Annotated in this window: 13 protein-coding genes, 1 pseudogene and 1 riboswitch; of the genes and pseudogenes, 9 read left to right on the forward strand and 5 right to left on the reverse strand. The window is 71.5% G+C overall.

Features of this window, described 5'->3' with window-relative positions; genetic code table 11:
- The first annotated feature begins 10 nt into the window (after positions 1-10).
- Positions 11-919 carry a GlxA family transcriptional regulator gene (locus tag ACIOKD_RS13625; RefSeq protein WP_402082445.1) on the forward strand — a complete coding sequence of 303 codons (909 nt, stop codon included), beginning with the start codon at positions 11-13 and terminating at the stop codon, positions 917-919.
- Between the two features lie 382 nt (positions 920-1,301).
- On the forward strand, positions 1,302-2,099 hold the full coding sequence (locus ACIOKD_RS13630; protein WP_402082448.1) for an ANTAR domain-containing protein: 798 nt from the start codon (positions 1,302-1,304) through the stop codon (positions 2,097-2,099).
- 153 nt (positions 2,100-2,252) lie between these two features.
- On the opposite strand, the gene ACIOKD_RS13635 is transcribed toward ACIOKD_RS13630, so the two are convergent.
- The gene (locus ACIOKD_RS13635; protein ID WP_402082451.1) at positions 2,253-2,966 is read right to left on the reverse strand and encodes a haloacid dehalogenase type II; all 714 of its coding nucleotides are present in this window, start codon (positions 2,964-2,966) and stop codon (positions 2,253-2,255) included.
- A gap of 398 nt (positions 2,967-3,364) precedes the next feature.
- Between ACIOKD_RS13635 and ACIOKD_RS13640 the strand changes: the two genes are divergently transcribed.
- On the forward strand, positions 3,365-3,760 hold the full coding sequence (locus ACIOKD_RS13640; RefSeq protein ID WP_402082454.1) for a ribonuclease domain-containing protein: 396 nt from the start codon (positions 3,365-3,367) through the stop codon (positions 3,758-3,760).
- Between the two features lie 54 nt (positions 3,761-3,814).
- On the opposite strand, the pseudogene ACIOKD_RS13645 reads toward ACIOKD_RS13640, so the two are convergent.
- A pseudogene (locus ACIOKD_RS13645) lies at positions 3,815-3,979 on the reverse strand (ABC transporter ATP-binding protein); the annotation flags it as partial.
- Between the two features lie 87 nt (positions 3,980-4,066).
- Between ACIOKD_RS13645 and ACIOKD_RS13650 the strand changes: the two are divergent.
- Genes ACIOKD_RS13650 through meaB form a run of 3 tightly spaced genes read left to right on the forward strand, consistent with a single transcriptional unit; the run spans position 4,067 to position 9,044 of the window.
- A complete protein-coding gene (locus tag ACIOKD_RS13650) occupies positions 4,067-5,875 on the forward strand; it encodes a methylmalonyl-CoA mutase family protein (RefSeq protein ID WP_402082456.1) in 1,809 nt (602 codons plus the stop codon).
- Positions 5,875-8,049, forward strand: coding sequence for a methylmalonyl-CoA mutase (gene scpA, locus ACIOKD_RS13655; RefSeq protein ID WP_402082458.1), 2,175 nt, complete (start codon positions 5,875-5,877; stop codon positions 8,047-8,049). Before ACIOKD_RS13650 ends, scpA begins: the two co-directional genes overlap by 1 nt.
- The gene (gene meaB, locus ACIOKD_RS13660; protein ID WP_402082460.1) at positions 8,046-9,044 is read left to right on the forward strand and encodes a methylmalonyl Co-A mutase-associated GTPase MeaB; all 999 of its coding nucleotides are present in this window, start codon (positions 8,046-8,048) and stop codon (positions 9,042-9,044) included. The genes scpA and meaB overlap by 4 nt, the downstream gene beginning before the upstream one ends.
- Positions 9,045-9,055: 11 nt before the next feature.
- Here the strand turns inward: meaB and ACIOKD_RS13665 are convergent, their stop codons facing one another.
- Positions 9,056-9,385 carry a hypothetical protein gene (locus ACIOKD_RS13665; protein ID WP_402082464.1) on the reverse strand — a complete coding sequence of 110 codons (330 nt, stop codon included), beginning with the start codon at positions 9,383-9,385 and terminating at the stop codon, positions 9,056-9,058.
- A 166-nt stretch (positions 9,386-9,551) separates the two neighbouring features.
- Between ACIOKD_RS13665 and ACIOKD_RS13670 the strand changes: the two genes are divergently transcribed.
- Both ACIOKD_RS13670 and ACIOKD_RS13675 read left to right on the forward strand, forming a co-directional pair.
- The gene (locus ACIOKD_RS13670; protein ID WP_402082467.1) at positions 9,552-9,824 is read left to right on the forward strand and encodes a hypothetical protein; all 273 of its coding nucleotides are present in this window, start codon (positions 9,552-9,554) and stop codon (positions 9,822-9,824) included.
- Between the two features lie 88 nt (positions 9,825-9,912).
- Positions 9,913-10,365 (forward strand): flavodoxin family protein, encoded by a 453-nt coding sequence (locus ACIOKD_RS13675; protein WP_402082470.1) that lies wholly within the window; start codon positions 9,913-9,915, stop codon positions 10,363-10,365.
- Positions 10,366-10,405: 40 nt separating this feature from the next.
- Here the strand turns inward: ACIOKD_RS13675 and ACIOKD_RS13680 are convergent, their stop codons facing one another.
- Positions 10,406-11,047, reverse strand: a complete 642-nt coding sequence (locus tag ACIOKD_RS13680; RefSeq protein WP_402082473.1) for a superoxide dismutase — start codon at positions 11,045-11,047, stop codon at positions 10,406-10,408.
- A gap of 154 nt (positions 11,048-11,201) precedes the next feature.
- The gene (gene cobN, locus ACIOKD_RS13685; protein ID WP_402082476.1) at positions 11,202-14,795 is read right to left on the reverse strand and encodes a cobaltochelatase subunit CobN; all 3,594 of its coding nucleotides are present in this window, start codon (positions 14,793-14,795) and stop codon (positions 11,202-11,204) included.
- 92 nt (positions 14,796-14,887) lie between these two features.
- A riboswitch (cobalamin riboswitch) is annotated at positions 14,888-14,962 on the reverse strand.
- A 101-nt stretch (positions 14,963-15,063) separates the two neighbouring features.
- Here cobN and cobG point away from each other — a divergent pair.
- Positions 15,064-16,371, forward strand: coding sequence for a precorrin-3B synthase (gene cobG / locus ACIOKD_RS13690; protein WP_402082478.1), 1,308 nt, complete (start codon positions 15,064-15,066; stop codon positions 16,369-16,371).
- Positions 16,372-16,395 lie beyond the last annotated feature (24 nt).

A 16,395-nucleotide genomic window follows, 5' to 3' on the forward strand; every position in this document is an offset into this window, starting at 1 on the left:
TGACCGGATCGTGAGTCATATCGTCTTCTTCCTGGTGCCCGGAGTCCATCTGCTGGACCTCGCCGGCCCCGCGCAGGTCTTCTCCACGGCCGACGACTTCGGGCACCCGTACACGCTCTCCTACGTCGCCGAGCGATCGCAGGTCCCCACGGCGCAGGGGCTGCCGCTGGTGGCCCGCCTCGACTGGCCGGAGCTCGGACCCGAGGACCTGGTCGTGGTGCCCGGCTGGCGGGCGGGCACCCTGGCCGACAGCCCCGCCATCGGCCAGGGCCCCTTGAAGGCCATCCGGGACCATCACACCAGGGGCGGCACGGTGGCGAGCGTCTGCGCCGGGGCCGAGGCGCTCGGTCTGGCGGGTCTGCTGGACGGCCGCCACTGCACGACCCACCATGACGTGCAGGACGAGTTGGCTTCGCGTCATCCGCGGGCGCTGGTCATCCGGGACGTCCTGTTCACCACGGACGACCGGGTGGTCACCTCGGCCGGCATCGCCAGCGGCATCGATCTGGCCCTGCACCTGGTCGCGAACCGCCACGGCCCGGCGGTCGCCGCCCAGGTCGCCCGGGAGATGGTCGTCTACGCCCGCCGCAACGGCCACGAACCGCAGTCCAGCGCGATGCTCCGGCACCGTTCCCACCTCGACGACACCGTGCACCGGGCTCAGGACCTCATCGACGAACGCTTCGCCCAGTCTCTCCCCCTGCCCGCCGTCGCCTCGGCCGTGGGCGTCAGCGAGCGCACCCTCACCCGGCTCTTCAGCCGCGCCACCGGGCTGACCCCCCTGCGCTATCAGCAGACCCTCCGCCTCGAACGCGCCCAGCACCTCATCAGCCACGGCGCGACCATGGACGCCGCCGCCCGCTCCGTGGGCTTCGAGGATCCCCGCATGCTGCGTCGCCTGCGTGCCCGCACCTCCTGACCGCGCCGGCCTGACGCCACGGCAGCCTGACGCCACGGCAGGCCGTTACACGGCGGTCATGTCGTCGGGCGGTCGGTGGCCCACAGCGGTCAGGCGTGCTGCCACGTCCGCCGGGCGGCGATCTCCACCCCTCCGTCAGTCACCTCCGACACTCGTCCGGCGCTCTTCCGTCACGGCGGATACCGCGTCGTTAAGAGGTGACATCTGCGGGTAAAGTTGTGCCGGTGCTTGGGCAATAGGCACTCATGCTCCATGAGCCTCACCGTCAGAACGTGAGACTCATGCGAGTGTTCCGTCGCGCCCGAGCTGCTGTAAGGAAGACCGTGCCGTGAGTCAGGAATCCCCTCACCCACTCCCCCGCCACACCCTTCGTTCCACCGGCATGCCGGAAGCGGGCGAGACGGCGGGGCAGCGCAACCGACGTCTGGCGCACATCGGTGTCGCCCATGCGCAGCGGGTGCTGACCGGTCGTTACCGCCTTGCCTCACAGCAGGAGGCGTTCGAACTGCTGCGGCAGGCCTCACAGCAGTTCAACATCAAGCTGCACACGCTGGCCGACGCCGTACTGCACACCGCGGCACCTGACACGGACGCCGAACTGTGGTTCCCCAGACGCGCCCGCTACAGCCCGCCGCCACTTCCGAACCTGGGGGTGGACGAGGCGAGCCGTACCAACCACGGAGTGGTGCTGAGGAACGCGATGCGGCGCGTACTGCACATCACCGAGACCACCATGGGCAACGTGCAGCTGTCGGAGCAGGGCATGCTGCGCTTGGAGAAACACACCGGGCTGAACCAGGAGTTCACCGAGTTCTTCGCCTTCGTACGGGATTCCACGACGTCCTGCGCGCAGTCCGCCGAACAGCGCCAGCAGATCACGGTGAAGGACGTGGCGGTCGCGGACGTCTTCGACGACCAGTCCCGGCACGCGATCCTGCAGACGGGCAGCCGGGCCGCACACAGCGTGCCGCTGATCGGCCGCAATGACCGGGTCGTGGGCATCATCTCAAGCCATCACGAACAGCCCCTCACCGACTTCACCCGTGCGCAACTCGCCGCCATGGATGCCGTCGGCGCACACGTGGGTCGCTGGTTGCTCTGGCACCGGCACACCATGGTCCTGGACGCGCTGGAACACCTTCATGCCGCCGCGACCGCTCAGGGTGCTCAGTCGGACTGACCCGCTGCATACGTGCGGTACGGCTCCGGCGCGTCCTCCCACGTCCCGCGGATCACGAACTTCGGCCAGGAGAGGGCCCGTTCCGGTTCCAGTGCGACTTCCGCTCAGCTTCCTCGGCGCCACTCTCGTCCCACGCCGTCACATGCAGGGCGGTCATCGCCGGCCTCCGTCTCCCGAGCCGGTCAGTACGGTGACCAGTTCGTCCAGACTGTTCGCCCGCCAGTCGAAGGTGTCGGTCCTCTTCGGCGGATCCCCGATCGGCCGCCGGACATGGGCCGTTCGCATGCCCAGTACCTGAGCCCCGCGGAGGTCCCATGCGTGGGCGGCGACCATCAGCACGCGCTCCGGTGGGCAGCCTGCCGCGTCGAGCGCGAGCCGGTAGACCTCAGGTGCGGGCTCGTAGGCTCGGGCGTCCTCGGCGGACAGTGCCTGGTGCCAGCGCAGTCCGGCGTACGCGTTGAGGCGGAGCAGTGTCGCACGGCCGGCGTTGGAGAGTCCCAGGACGGGATATCGCCGCGCGAGGCGCGCGAGTCCGGCGAGGGAGTCACCCCAGGGCTCCGCACGCCGGCTCGCGGTGGCCAGCCGCTCGATGGTCGCCGGGTCGGTGAGCCCGACACGGTCGGCCACGCGTCGAGCGGCCTCACGGTCGATGATCTCGCTGTTGGCGTATGCCCGGTCCTGCTCCGCGATGCGTCGCTGCTCGTGCTCAACGTGCTCCTGCCACACGGTGAGCAGCCGGTCGGCCGTCGCGTCGTCGACCGCCGCGGGCACCGCGTCGCGGATGGCCGCCCGAAGTCCGCCGGGTTCGTCGACCATCGTTCCGAGGATGTCGAAGACGACGACTTCGATCTCGCCTGTCTCAGCCATGGCAACCCGCAAACATCCGCACTCCCCGTTTCAGACGATTGTCGCCACGCTTTCCGTCACCGGTCAAGCCGGTGATGAAGCCACCCGCCCCGAGGGATCGACCAGCAGGCGGGAGCGGCCGGCACAGGAGGTAGACAGTGGGCTCCTGCCCGCCAACGGTGGTCGAGGGGACGGACGGAGGAGGGAAGGTCGGAGGAGGGGAGATCGGAGGACATCTGCGCCATGCTGCCAAGTAGGCCGCCCGAGACGCCACAGCGATTACCTCCCGCCCCTCCTCCGGGGCCACCCGGCGCCGCCCGGCGCGCGAGGTTGAATTCATGAGAACTTATCGGCCGAGACGGTGAACATCTCGCAGTTGTCATTGACATGCCACTGTCTACGCGCGTCATCATGAGGGCATGAGATTCCCCCCACGGATCACTCGCATCGGCGCCGCAGCCGCCGTCCTGTCCGCTCTTCTCGTCGGCGGCACCACGACCGCCGACGCCGCGAGCACGTCCGCCTCGGCGGTCGGCAGCATCTGTTACGGCAGTCTGCCGTCCCAGGCACACGACACGCTGGACCTGATCGAGCAGGGCGGTCCCTACCCCTACTCCCAGGACGGCAGCGTCTTCCAGAACCGGGAAGGTATCCTGCCCGGCCAGTCGACCGGCTACTACCACGAGTTCACGGTGATCACGCCCGGCTCCTCCACGCGCGGTGCCCGTCGCATCGTCACCGGTGAGGAAGTCCGGGAGGACTACTACACGTCCGACCACTACGCCTCGTTCAAGCTGGTCAACTACAGCTGCTGACCGGCTCGTCCAGGAACCCTCGCCCCGCGGACCCCCCACTCCCATCAGCCGCGGGGCGAGTGACCGGACCGCGTACCTGCCGCGCACGACACCGTCCGCGTGTCTCTCCGTGGCGCCCCGCACGCCGACCACCAGGGTGGTGATCCCGGTGCCGCGGATGAGGTCCAGGAGTTCGAACCGGGCACGGACGTCCAGGTGGCCGGTGAGTCCGTCCAGGACGTGAGGCGGAGGTCACCGAGGCCGCGAGGGCAAGGTCACAGCCCTCGCCTCTGCTGTGACGCAAGGAATCTGCCCTAGCATCCGAGCATGACGGTCCTGCCCAACGACGGGCTCCCGCTGGCCGCCGAGTTTCCTTCCGCGACACATGAACAGTGGCGACGCCTCGTGGCGGGCGTACTGAACAAGTCGGGCAAGGAGGTCTCGGACGAGACGGCGGAGGCAGCCCTGTCCACCGCGCTGGAGGACGGGCTCGCCACCCGGCCTCTGTACACGGCGCTCGACGAGGCCCCTGATCCCGGTTTCCCCGGCTTCGCGCCCTTCGTACGAGGGGGCAGGCCCGACGGGAACACCGTCGGCGGCTGGGGCGTACGCCAGCGGCACACGACCGCCGACGGCGCCGCGGTCCTCGCGGACCTGGAGAACGGCGTCAGCTCGCTCTGGCTGGTCGTCGGCGAGGGCGGTTTCCCCGTGTCGTCGCTCGCTCAGGCCCTCGACGGCGTCCTCCTCGACCTGGCGCCCGTCGTCCTCGACGCGGGACGTGACACCGAGCCGGCCGCGCGGGAGCTGCTGCGGCTGTACGAGGAGCGGGGCCTCGCCAAGGACGCCGTACGCGGCAGTCTCGGCGCGGACCCGCTGGGCCACGAGGCGCGCGGCGGCGAGGCGCTGGACTTCGCACCGGCCGCCGCCCTCGCGCGACTGTGCGCCGAGGAGTATCCGGGGCTGCGGGCGCTGACCGTGGACGCGCTGCCGTACCACGAGGCGGGCGGCTCGGCCGCGCAGGAACTGGGCGCTTCCCTGGCGACCGGTGTCGCCTACCTGCGGGAGCTGACCGAGGCGGGGCTCTCCACCGAACAGGCTTGCGGGCAGCTGGAGTTCCGGTACGCGGCCACCGCCGACCAGTTCCTCACCATCGCCAAGCTGCGCGCCGCGCGCCGGCTGTGGGCGCGGGTCGCCGAGGTGTGCGGGGCGCCGCGGGCAGGGGCGCAGACACAGCACGCCGTGACCTCGCCGGTGATGATGTCGCGCCGCGATCCGTGGGTGAACATGCTGCGCACGACCGTCGCCACGCTCGCCGCCGGAGTCGGCGGCGCCGACGCCGTCACCGTGCTGCCCTTCGACCACGCCCTCGGGCTGCCGGACGCCTTCGCCCGCCGTATCGCCCGCAACACCTCGACGATCCTGGTCGAGGAGTCGCATCTGGCCCGGGTGATCGACCCGGCGGGCGGCTCCTGGTACGTGGAGCGGCTCACGGACGAACTCGCGCACGCGGGCTGGGAGTTCTTCCAGCGGATCGAGGGTCTCGGCGGTCAGGCGACCGCCCTGCGCTCGGGCCGCCTCGGCGAGGACCTGGCCAGGACCTGGGAGGCGCGCAGCGCGAAGCTCGCCACCCGCCGCGAGCCCATCACCGGGGTCAGCGAGTTCCCGAACCTCACCGAGCGCGTTCCGCGGCGTGAATCCGTACCCGAGGCGCCGTCCGGCGGGCTGCCGAAGGTGCGCCGCGACGAGGCGTACGAGGTGCTGCGGGCCCGTTCCGACGCGCACCTCGCCGCCACCGGCAGCCGGCCGCGCGTCTTCCTGGCCTCCATCGGCCCCGCCGCCGCGCACACCGCCCGCACCTCCTTCGTCTCGAACCTCTTCCGGGCCGGCGGCATCGAGCCCGTCACCGAGGGCGCCTTCGAGGACAGCGGGACAACCGAGACGTGTCTGTGCTCCAGCGACGCGCTGTACGAGGAGCAGGCCGCGAGCACGGCACAGGCGCTCAAAGCGGCAGGGGCACAGCACGTGTTCCTCGCCGGCCGTCCCGGGAAGTACCCGGATGTCGACGCGTACGTCTTCGCGGGCTGCGACGCCGTCGCCGTGCTCTCCGCAACCCTCGACCGCATGGGAGTGTCCTGATGGGAATCCCCGACTTCTCCGGGATCCAGCTCGGGACCCGGGCCGCCGCGGGCGGCCCCGACGACTGGCGCACGGCGGTCAAGCACGCGACCGGCGACGACGAGGCCTTCTGGGAGACCCCGGAGGGCATCGCGGTCAAGCCGCTGTACACCGGCCATGACCTGGAAGGCCTCGACTTCCTGGGGACCTACCCGGGCGTCGCGCCGTACCTGCGCGGCCCGTACCCCACCATGTACGTCAACCAGCCCTGGACGATCCGCCAGTACGCGGGGTTCTCGACGGCCGAGGAGTCCAACGCCTTCTACCGCCGCAATCTGGCCGCCGGCCAGAAGGGTCTGTCGGTCGCCTTCGACCTGCCCACCCACCGCGGCTACGACAGCGACCACCCGCGGGTGACGGGTGACGTCGGTATGGCGGGCGTGGCCATCGACTCCATCCTCGACATGCGCCAGTTGTTCGACGGCATCCCGCTCGACAGGATGTCCGTGTCGATGACGATGAACGGCGCCGTGCTGCCGGTGCTCGCGCTGTACATCGTGGCGGCGGAGGAGCAGGGTGTACCGCCGGAGAAGCTGGCCGGGACCATTCAGAACGACATCCTCAAGGAGTTCATGGTCCGCAACACCTACATCTATCCGCCGAAGCCGTCGATGCGGATCATCTCCGACATCTTCGCGTACACCTCGCGGCGGATGCCCCGCTACAACTCCATCTCCATCTCCGGCTATCACATTCAGGAAGCCGGGGCGACGGCCGACCTGGAGCTGGCCTACACCCTCGCCGACGGCGTCGAGTACATCCGGGCTGGCCGTGAAGTGGGCCTGGACGTGGACGCGTTCGCGCCGCGGCTGTCCTTCTTCTGGGCGATCGGCATGAACTTCTTCATGGAGGTCGCCAAGTTGCGGGCGGCGCGCCTGCTGTGGGCGAAGCTGGTGCGGCAGTTCGACCCGCAGAACCCCAAGTCCCTCTCCCTGCGCACCCATTCGCAGACCTCGGGCTGGTCGTTGACCGCGCAGGACGTGTTCAACAACGTGACGCGCACGTGCGTGGAGGCGATGGCGGCGACCCAGGGCCACACCCAGTCGCTGCACACCAACGCGCTCGACGAGGCGCTCGCCCTGCCCACCGACTTCTCGGCGCGCATCGCCCGCAACACCCAGCTGCTGATCCAGCAGGAGTCCGGCACGACCCGGGTCATCGACCCGTGGGGCGGCAGCGCGTACGTCGAGAAGCTCACGTACGACCTCGCCCGGCGGGCCTGGCAGCACATCGAGGAGGTCGAGGCGGCGGGCGGTATGGCGAAGGCCATCGACGTGGGCATCCCCAAGCTGCGCATCGAGGAGGCCGCGGCCCGCACCCAGGCCCGGATCGACTCGGGCCGTCAGCCGGTGATCGGCGTCAACAAGTACCGCGTCGAGACCGACGAGCGGATCGACGTCCGCACGGTCGACAACTCCTCCGTACGCACCCAGCAGATCGAGAAGCTGCGGCGGCTGCGGGCGGAGCGCGACGAGGGGGCGTGCCAGGACTCGCTCGACGCCCTGACCCGGGCGGCCGGCGGCGAGGGCAACCTGCTGGAACTGGCGGTGCGCGCGGCCCGCGCCAAGGCCACCGTCGGGGAGATCTCGGACGCGCTGGAGAAGGTGTACGGGCGGCACGCGGGCCAGATCCGTACGATCGCCGGTGTGTACCGCAACGAAGCAGGCGAGTCCCCGTCCGTGGACCGCACCCGTACGCTCGTGGACTCCTTCGAGGAGGCCGAGGGCCGCCGCCCGCGCATCCTGGTCGCCAAGATGGGCCAGGACGGTCACGACCGCGGGCAGAAGGTGATCGCCACCGCCTTCGCGGACCTCGGCTTCGACGTCGATGTCGGTCCGCTGTTCCAGACGCCGGGCGAGGTGGCCCGTCAGGCGGTGGAGGCCGACGTGCACATCGTGGGCGTCTCCTCACTGGCCGCCGGGCACCTCACGCTCGTCCCGGCGCTGCGGGAGGAGCTGGCGGCGGAGGGCCGCGAGGACATCATGGTCGTCGTCGGCGGGGTGATCCCGCCGCAGGACGTGCCGACGCTCCTTGAGATGGGCGCGGCGGCCGTGTTCCCGCCCGGGACGGTGATCCCGGACGCGGCGTACGACCTCGTCCAGCGGCTCTCGACCGGTCTCGGGCACGACCTGTGATCGAACTCGACACCTATGTGAAGGGGGTGCTCGACGGGAAGCGGGCGCTGATCGCGCGCGCCATCACGCTCGTCGAGTCCACCCGTCCGCAGCACCGGGCGCTGGCACAGGAGTTGCTCACCGAGCTGCTTCCGTACAGCGGGCGGGCCCGGCGGATCGGCATCAGTGGGGTGCCCGGGGTCGGCAAGTCGACGTTCATCGACGCGTTCGGCACGATGCTGACCGGGCTCGGACACCGGGTGGCGGTACTGGCCGTGGACCCGTCGTCCAGCCGTACGGGCGGCTCGATCCTGGGTGACAAGACCCGGATGGAGCGCCTGGCCGTCGACCCGGCGGCCTTCATCCGCCCCTCCCCCACCGCCGGCACGCTCGGCGGGGTCGCGAAGGCGACGCGCGAGTCGATCGTGGTCATGGAGGCCGCGGGCCACGACGTGGTGCTGGTGGAGACGGTCGGCGTCGGCCAGTCGGAGACCGCGGTCGCGAACATGGTCGACTCCTTCCTGCTGCTGACGCTGGCCCGCACCGGCGACCAGCTCCAGGGCATCAAGAAGGGCGTCCTGGAACTGGCGGACGTGATCGCCGTCAACAAGGCGGACGGCCCGCACGAACGGGACGCCAAGGCCGCCGCGCGCGAACTGGCGGGCGCCCTGCGGCTGATGCACGGCAAGGACGCGGCCTGGACGCCACCCGTACTGAGCTGCAGTGCCCGGGAATCGACCGGCCTCGACACCGTCTGGGAACGCCTCGAACAGCACCGGACGCTGCTCGACTCCAACGGCCGGCTCGCCGCCAAGCGCCGGGACCAGCAGGTCGACTGGACCTGGACCATGGTCCGCGACGAGCTGCTGGGCCGCCTGCACGCCGATCCGGCCGTACGCGCCCTCACGCCCGGCCTGGAGGAACAGGTGCGCGACGGCGAGCTGACGGCCACGCGCGCCGCCGAGCAGATCCTTCGGGCGTTCAACGACCCGGAGGCGGGCGACGGCGGGGAGTGACGGTCAGCGGGTCACGGCGTGCTGTCCCGTACGTCGAGGTGGGCCCACGGATCGTCGACCTGCTGCGCCCCGGCCGCTTCCTCCTGGGCGGCTGCCTCGGCGGCCGCCTCCTTGGCGCGCTTCTTGAACGCCACGGTCCTGCGGGCCTTGGCGATGACCTCGTCGTGGTCCCAGCCGAAGGTCGCGGCGTCGAGCCGGGCGTTGAAAGCGGTCAGCAGCTCGGGGCTGATCTCCGAGAGCGCGATGCGCAGCTCGGCGAGCGTCTGCGGTCCCTCGGCGAACTCGAACTCGTACGGGTCCGAGGATGCCTCTGAGCTCGGCTCGTGCGGTAGCGCGGACATGTGTGTGACCTCCGGTCGTGATGTCACCACGGTACGCGGTCGACGTGGCGGCCGTGCGGGGAGGACCGCACACCGGCGGCCGGCCGCTCCCGGGGCCCGGTGACGACCGCATCACGATGGTCCGCACGGGCGTAGCCGGTCGCGGCGACCCCTCGTTGAACGTGCCATGACGACATGTGACGGGGACGGGCCTTCGGCGTTCTTCGCACAGGTGCCGGGCGCCTCCTGGCTCGACGACGAGAGCGACTGCCGCTGGTGCAGCATCCTTCTCGGTCCCGGTCAGGCCGCGGGACCCGGCCGGGCGGAACGCGTACCCGTGCGGCGCCCCGGACGCGGCACCGGGCGCGTGCGCGCGTGGCTGGAGCGGGCGCGGACGGTGATGCTTCCGGTGGCCGCGATCACCGTACTGGCCGCGCTGACACTGGTGGCCCTGGGCTGATCCGGCGCCACCCTCCCGGCCCGTGCAGCCACGAGACGCCCGACCGCTCCGTTTGCGGCTCCGCGGGTCCGCACGGCAGGGTTCGGGGGTGGCTACCTTGCTGATCGTGCACCACACGCCTTCGCCGCACTGCCAGGCGCTGTTCGAAGCCGTCGTCTCCGGCGCGAACGACCCGGCGATCGAGGGCGTACGCGTCGTCCGGCGGGCGGCGCTCGCCGCCACGGCGGCCGACGTGCTGGCCGCCGACGGATATCTGCTCGGCACACCGGCGAACCTGGGTTACATGTCCGGTGCCCTGAAGCATTTCTTCGACCAGATCTACTACCCCTGCCTGGACACGACTCGGGGCAGACCCTTCGGCTACTACGTGCACGGAGGCAACGACGTCACCGGCGCGGTCCGGGGCATCGAGTCGATCGTCAGGGGCCTGGGCTGGCGCCGCTCGGCCGAGGCCGTGACCGTGACGGGCGAGCCCGACAGGGCCGACATCCAGGCGTGTGGGGAACTGGGCGCCTCCGTCGCCGCGGGGCTCATGGGCTGACCGCGCCGCACGGAAGCCCCGCGCTGTGCCGCCTGCGGCGTCAGGGCGCGAGCAGCAGGCTGTCGCCGCGTTCCTTGGCGGCGGCGTGACGCCGGGCCACGTCCTGCCAGTTGACGACGGCCCACATGGCGTCGATGAAGTCGACCTTCTGGTTCTTGTACTGGAGATAGAAGGCGTGCTCCCAGGCGTCGAAGACCAGGAGCGGCGTCGAGCCCTGGCCGACGTTGCCCTGGTGGTCGTAGACCTGCTCGGCGATCAGGCGTCCGCTGAGCGGCTCGTAGGCGAGGACGCCCCAGCCGGAACCCTGCGTGGTCGCGGACGCCTTGGTGAGCTGTGCCTTGAACGCGGCGAAGGAGCCGAACGACTCCGAGATCGCGTCAGCCAGCTCACCCACACCGTCCGCGGCGAGGGGCTCGCCGCCCCCGTCGCCGGTCATGTTGTGCCAGTAGATGGAGTGCAGGATGTGCCCGGAGAGATGGAAGGCGAGGTTCTTCTCCAGGCCGTTGATCGAGCCCCACGACTCCTTGTCGCGGGCCTCCGCGAGCTGCTCCAGGGTGTCGTTCGCGCCCTTCACGTACGCCGCGTGGTGCTTGTCGTGATGCAGCTCGACGATCTGCGGATTGATGACCGGTTCGAGTGCCGCGTAGTCGTACGGAAGCTCCGGGAGCGTGTAAACCGCCATGTCCAACATCCTTCGGCCGTGTTATTGCAACTAGTATGCAGTTGCACGCTACCAGCAGAAGGGGCGGCGTACCGCCGGTCAACACAGCGAGGGCCGGAGGGGTTTCCCCTCCGGCCCTCGCCGCGGACTCGGTCTCCGTCAGTACTCTCCGACCTCAGTCCTCGCCCTCCAGGTTCCCCTCCGTCTCCAGGTAGACCTGGCGCAGCGCTTCCAGCACCGCCGGGTCCGGCTTCTCCCACATCCCGCGGGACTCCGCTTCGAGCAGCCGCTCGGCGATGCCGTGCAGGGCCCAGGGGTTGGCCTGCTGGAGGAACTCGCGGTTGGTCGGGTCCAGCACGTAGGTCTCGGTGAGCTTGTCGTACATCCAGTCGGCGATCACGCCCGTGGTGGCGTCGTAGCCGAAGAGGTAGTCGACGGTGGCGGCGAGTTCGAAAGCACCCTTGTAGCCGTGGCGGCGCATCGCCTCGATCCACTTGGGGTTGACGACCCGGGCGCGGAAGACGCGGGAGGTCTCCTCGACGAGCGTGCGGGTGCGGACCGTCTCGGGACGGGTCGAGTCGCCGATGTACGCCTCGGGGGCCGTGCCGCGCAGGGCCCGGACGGTGGCGACCATGCCGCCGTGGTACTGGAAGTAGTCGTCCGAGTCCGCGATGTCGTGCTCGCGGGTGTCCGTGTTCTTGGCGGCGACCGCGATGCGCTTGTACGCGGTCTCCATCTCGTCCCGGGCCGGACGGCCGTCGAGTTCACGGCCGTAGGCGTAGCCGCCCCACACCGTGTAGACCTCGGCGAGGTCGGCGTCGGTGCGCCAGTCGCGGGAGTCGATGAGCTGGAGGATCCCCGCCCCGTACGTACCGGGGCGGGAGCCGAAGATACGGGTGGTGGCGCGGCGTTCGTCGCCGTGTTCGGCCAGGTCGGCCTGGGTGTGGGCGCGTACGAAGTTGGCCTCGGCCGGTTCGTCGAGGGAGGCGGCCAGGCGTACGGCGTCGTCGAGCAGGCCGATCGTGTGCGGGAAGGCGTCCCGGAAGAAGCCCGAGATGCGCAGCGTCACGTCGATACGGGGGCGGCCCAACTCCTCGTACGGGATGGGCTCCAGGCCCGTGACCCGGCGTGAGGCGTCGTCCCAGACGGGGCGGACGCCGAGCAGGGCGAGTGCTTCGGCGACGTCGTCGCCGGACGTACGCATCGCACTGGTGCCCCACAGCGAGAGGCCGACCGAGGTGGGCCAGTCGCCGTTGTCGGTGCGGTAGCGCTCCAGGAGGGAGTCGGCGAGGGCCTGGCCGGTCTCCCAGGCGAGCCGGGACGGAACGGCCTTGGGGTCGACCGAGTAGAAGTTCCGGCCGGTCGGCAGGACGTTGACCAGGCCGCGCAGGGGCGACCCGGAGGGGCCCGCGGGGACGAAGCCGCCGTTCAGGGCGTGCACGGTGTGGTCGAGTTCGGCGGTGGTCGCGGCGAGCCGCGGGACGACCTCGCGGGCGGCGAACTCCAGGATGGCGGCGACCTGTTCGCCCTGGTCGGTGGGGACGGCGGCCGGGTCCCAGTCGGCGTCGTCCATCGCCTGCACCAGCGTGCGCGCCTTCTCCTCGGCCTCGTCGGCGGTGGTGCGGGTCGCTGCCGACTCGTCCAGACCGAGGGCCTCACGCAGGCCGGGCAGGGCTGCGGCGCCGCCCCAGATCTGGCGGGCGCGGAGGATCGCGAGGACGAGGTTGACGCGGTCCGCGCCCTTCGGCGGGTTGCCGAGGACGTGCAGGCCGTCGCGGATCTGGGCGTCCTTGATCTCGCACAGCCAGCCGTCGACGTGGAGCAGGAAGTCGTCGAAGCCGTCGTCCTCGGGGCGGTCCTCAAGTCCCAGGTCGTGGTCGAGCTTCGCGGCCTGGATGAGGGTCCAGATCTGGGCGCGGATCGCGGGGAGCTTCGCCGGGTCCATGGCGGCGATCTGGGCGTGCTCGTCGAGGAGTTGCTCCAGGCGCGCGATGTCCCCGTAGGACTCGGCGCGGGCCATCGGCGGGACCAGGTGGTCGATGAGCGTGGCATGGGCGCGGCGCTTGGCCTGGGTGCCCTCGCCCGGGTCGTTGACCAGGAACGGGTACACGAGGGGGAGATCCCCGAGGGCGGCGTCGGGGCCGCAGGCGGCGGACAGGCCCGCGTTCTTGCCGGGCAGCCACTCCAGGTTGCCGTGCTTGCCGAGGTGGATCATCGCGTCGGCCCCGAAGCCTCCGTCCGCATGAGCGGCGGCGATCCAGCGGTAGGCCGCGAGGTAGTGGTGCGAGGGCGGCAGATCGGGGTCGTGGTAGATCGCGATCGGGTTCTCGCCGAAGCCGCGCGGCGGCTGGATGACGATCAGCAGGTTCCCGCGGCGCAGGGCCGCGAGCACGATGTCGCCCTCCGGGTTGCTGCTGCGGTCGACGAACATCTCGCCGGGCGCCGGGCCCCAGTGCTGCTCGACGGCGGTGCGCAGGGAGGCGGGCAGGGTCGCGTACCAGCGCTTGTAGTCGGCCGCCGGGATACGGACCGGGTTGCGGGCCAGCTGCTCCTCGGTGAGCCAGTCCTGGTCGTGGCCGCCCGCCTCGATCAGCGCGCGGATCAGTTCGTCGCCGTCCCCGGAGACCAGACCGGGGATGTCCTGCTCCGGCCCGAAGTCGTAGCCCTCGTCGAGGAGCCGGCGCAGGATCGCGACGGCGCTGGCGGGGGTGTCGAGGCCGACCGCGTTCCCGATCCGGGAGTGCTTGGTCGGGTACGCGGACAGCACCAGGGCCAGGCGCTTCTCGGCGGCCGGGAGGTGCCTGAGCCGGGCGTGGCGTACGGCGATGCCGGCCACCCGGGCGGCCCGCTCGGGGTCGGCGACGTACGCCGGGAGGCCGTCCTCGTCGATCTCCTTGAAGGAGAACGGCACGGTGATCAGGCGTCCGTCGAACTCCGGGACCGCGATCTGGCTCGCCGCGTCCAGCGGTGAGACGCCCTCGTCGCTCTCCTCCCAGGCGCTCCGCGAGCCGGTCAGGCACAGGGCCTGCAGGATCGGGATGTCCAGGCCGGTGAGGGCGCCCGCGTCCCAGGACTCGTCGTCGCCGCCCGCGGAGGCCTCGGCGGGCTTGGTGCCACCGGCCGCGAGGACGGTGGTGACGATCGCGTCGGCCGCCCGCAGCTCCTCGATCAGCTCCGGCTCGGGGGCTCGCAGGGAGGCGACGTACAGGGGAAGCGCGCGACCGCCTGCGTCCTCGACGGCGTCGCACAGGGCGCCGATGAACGCCGTGTTGCCGCTCATGTGGTGGGCCCGGTAGTAGAGCACGGCGATGGTCGGGGCGCCGGGGACCTCACGGGCTGTGCGCTCCAGCGGACCCCAGGTCGGGGCCGGGGCGGGCGGGTCGAAGCCGTGCCCGGTCAGCAGGACCGTGTCGGCAAGGAAGCGGGCCAGTTGGTCGAGGTTGGCCGGGCCGCCGTGGGCGAGGTAGGCGTGGGCCTCGGCGGCGATGCCGATGGGCACGGTGGAGGCGGCCATCAGCTGGGCGTCGGGGGCCTGTTCGCCGGTGAGGACGACGACCGGGCGGCCGTCGGCGAGCAGCAGATCGAGGCCGTCCTCCCAGGCGCGCAGACCGCCGAGGAGGCGTACGACGACGAGGTCGGCGCCGTCCAGGAGGGCGGGGAGGGCGTCGATGTCGAGGCGGGCCGGGTTGGCGAACCGGTAGGGCACCGGACCATCGGCCGCGCGAGCGCTGAGCAGGTCGGTGTCGGACGTCGACAGCAGAAGGATCATGTGGCGTCGGGCCTTCCTCGGGGTCCGCGCCCCGGGCGGTGGTGGATTGGGTCTCCCCGTGCTCACGCGCGAACTCGTGAGCTGGGGAAAGGGAGTTCCTGGCTCACCCGGATTCTCTGGCCGGGCTCACAGTGGCGGGACCGCGCCGGCTTCGCACCGGCTTCCTCCCCTGTCGCCGTGGTGGCGGTGGCGGATCGGATGATCCACCGAAAGGAATAGTAAGGGGCGGGGAAAAAGGGCGGGGCATACAGCCTGCGGGAACGTAGGTATGCTCGCCGCCATGTCCTCGGCTGCCCTCCGTCCATCGTCCCAGGCCACAGCGGTCTCACGGGATCGCGGTGACGCCTGCCCGGGGACCCTGCGGCTGCACGCGGCGGACGACGGGGCGCTGGCCCGGGTCAGGATTCCGGGCGGTGTGCTGACCGTCCGCCAGGCCGAGGCGCTCGCCGACGCGGCACAGCGCCTGGGCGACGGTGACCTGCATCTCACCTCGCGCGGCAACGTACAGCTGCGCGGGCTGGCGGCCGGGTGCGGAGCCGAACTGGCCGAGCCGCTGACCGCCGCCGGGCTGCTGCCCTCCCGCGGGCACGAGCGGGTGCGCAACATCGTCGCCTCCCCGCTGTCCGGTCTGGACGCACACGGTCTGCGGGACGTACGGCCCTGGCTGTCGGCCCTCGACACCGCGTTGTGCGCGAGCGAGGCGGCGCGGGCGCTGTCGGGTCGGTTCCTGTTCGCGCTGGACGACGGGCGCGGGGATCTGGCCGGGCTCGAAGCCGACGTGACGGTACGGGCGACGGCGGACGGCGGCGCGCAGCTCGCGCTCGGATCGGCCGGCCGGGCGCTCCATGTGTCGGCGAAGGACGCGCCGCGGGCCGCTCTGGTGGCGGCGGAGGCGTTTCTGGAGGCCGAGCGGGCCGACGGGACACGCGCCTGGCGGGTGGCCGAGCTGGCGCTCGCGGAGGGCGAGTTGACCGCGGCGGTCGGTCGTCGCCTGACGGCGGAGGGCATCGGCCACGAGCGGCAGGCGCGGGAGACCGGCCGCGCGGACGGCCCGTTGCCGGGAGCGGTCGGGGACGCCCTGTCCGTGCATGTGCCGCTGGGCCGCCTCTCGGCTCCTCAGTGGCGGGAGTTGACGCGGGTCGCCACCGGTGAGCTGCGGCTGACCCCGTGGCGCGGTGTGGTTCTTCCCACTCCGGGGACGACCGCCGCGCAGCGGACCGGGTCGCTGGCCCGTCTCGCCGCCGTCGGCCTCGTCACCGATCCCGACTCGCCCTGGCTGCGTGTCGGCGCCTGTATCGGCCGGCCGGGCTGCGCCAAGTCGCGGGCCGACGTACGGGCGGACGCGACCGCCACGCTCGGCGCGGTCGGTGCGGCCCACCACCGGGGCGGCCTTCCGCTGTACTGGTCCGGATGCGAGCGCCGCTGCGGGCACCCGCGGGGCGAGCGGATCGATGTCGTCGCCGCCCCGGAGGGGGGTTACCGGCTGTCCGTCGTCGCACCCGGACACGACGAGGCGCGCACGGTCCCCCTGGCCGACCCCTCCCGTCTCGCCGCCGCCCTGGCGGAGATCACCTGAACCCGAACCCGAGCCCGAACCTGA

Origin of the sequence: Streptomyces sp. NPDC087844, assembly GCF_044742785.1 — a bacterium.
Lineage (GTDB): Bacteria > Actinomycetota > Actinomycetes > Streptomycetales > Streptomycetaceae > Streptomyces.

Coding starts and splice junctions, on each gene's coding strand:
- scpA (WP_402082458.1), top strand. CDS start 5,875: ATGGGAATCCCCGACTTCTCCGGGATCCAGCTCGGGACCCGGGCCGCC.
- ACIOKD_RS13630 (WP_402082448.1), top strand. CDS start 1,302: ATGCCGGAAGCGGGCGAGACGGCGGGGCAGCGCAACCGACGTCTGGCG.
- cobN (WP_402082476.1), bottom strand. CDS start 14,795: ATGATCCTTCTGCTGTCGACGTCCGACACCGACCTGCTCAGCGCTCGC.
- ACIOKD_RS13665 (WP_402082464.1), bottom strand. CDS start 9,385: ATGTCCGCGCTACCGCACGAGCCGAGCTCAGAGGCATCCTCGGACCCG.
- ACIOKD_RS13635 (WP_402082451.1), bottom strand. CDS start 2,966: ATGGCTGAGACAGGCGAGATCGAAGTCGTCGTCTTCGACATCCTCGGA.
- ACIOKD_RS13670 (WP_402082467.1), top strand. CDS start 9,552: ATGACGACATGTGACGGGGACGGGCCTTCGGCGTTCTTCGCACAGGTG.
- cobG (WP_402082478.1), top strand. CDS start 15,064: ATGCTCGCCGCCATGTCCTCGGCTGCCCTCCGTCCATCGTCCCAGGCC.
- ACIOKD_RS13640 (WP_402082454.1), top strand. CDS start 3,365: ATGAGATTCCCCCCACGGATCACTCGCATCGGCGCCGCAGCCGCCGTC.
- ACIOKD_RS13650 (WP_402082456.1), top strand. CDS start 4,067: ATGACGGTCCTGCCCAACGACGGGCTCCCGCTGGCCGCCGAGTTTCCT.
- ACIOKD_RS13680 (WP_402082473.1), bottom strand. CDS start 11,047: ATGGCGGTTTACACGCTCCCGGAGCTTCCGTACGACTACGCGGCACTC.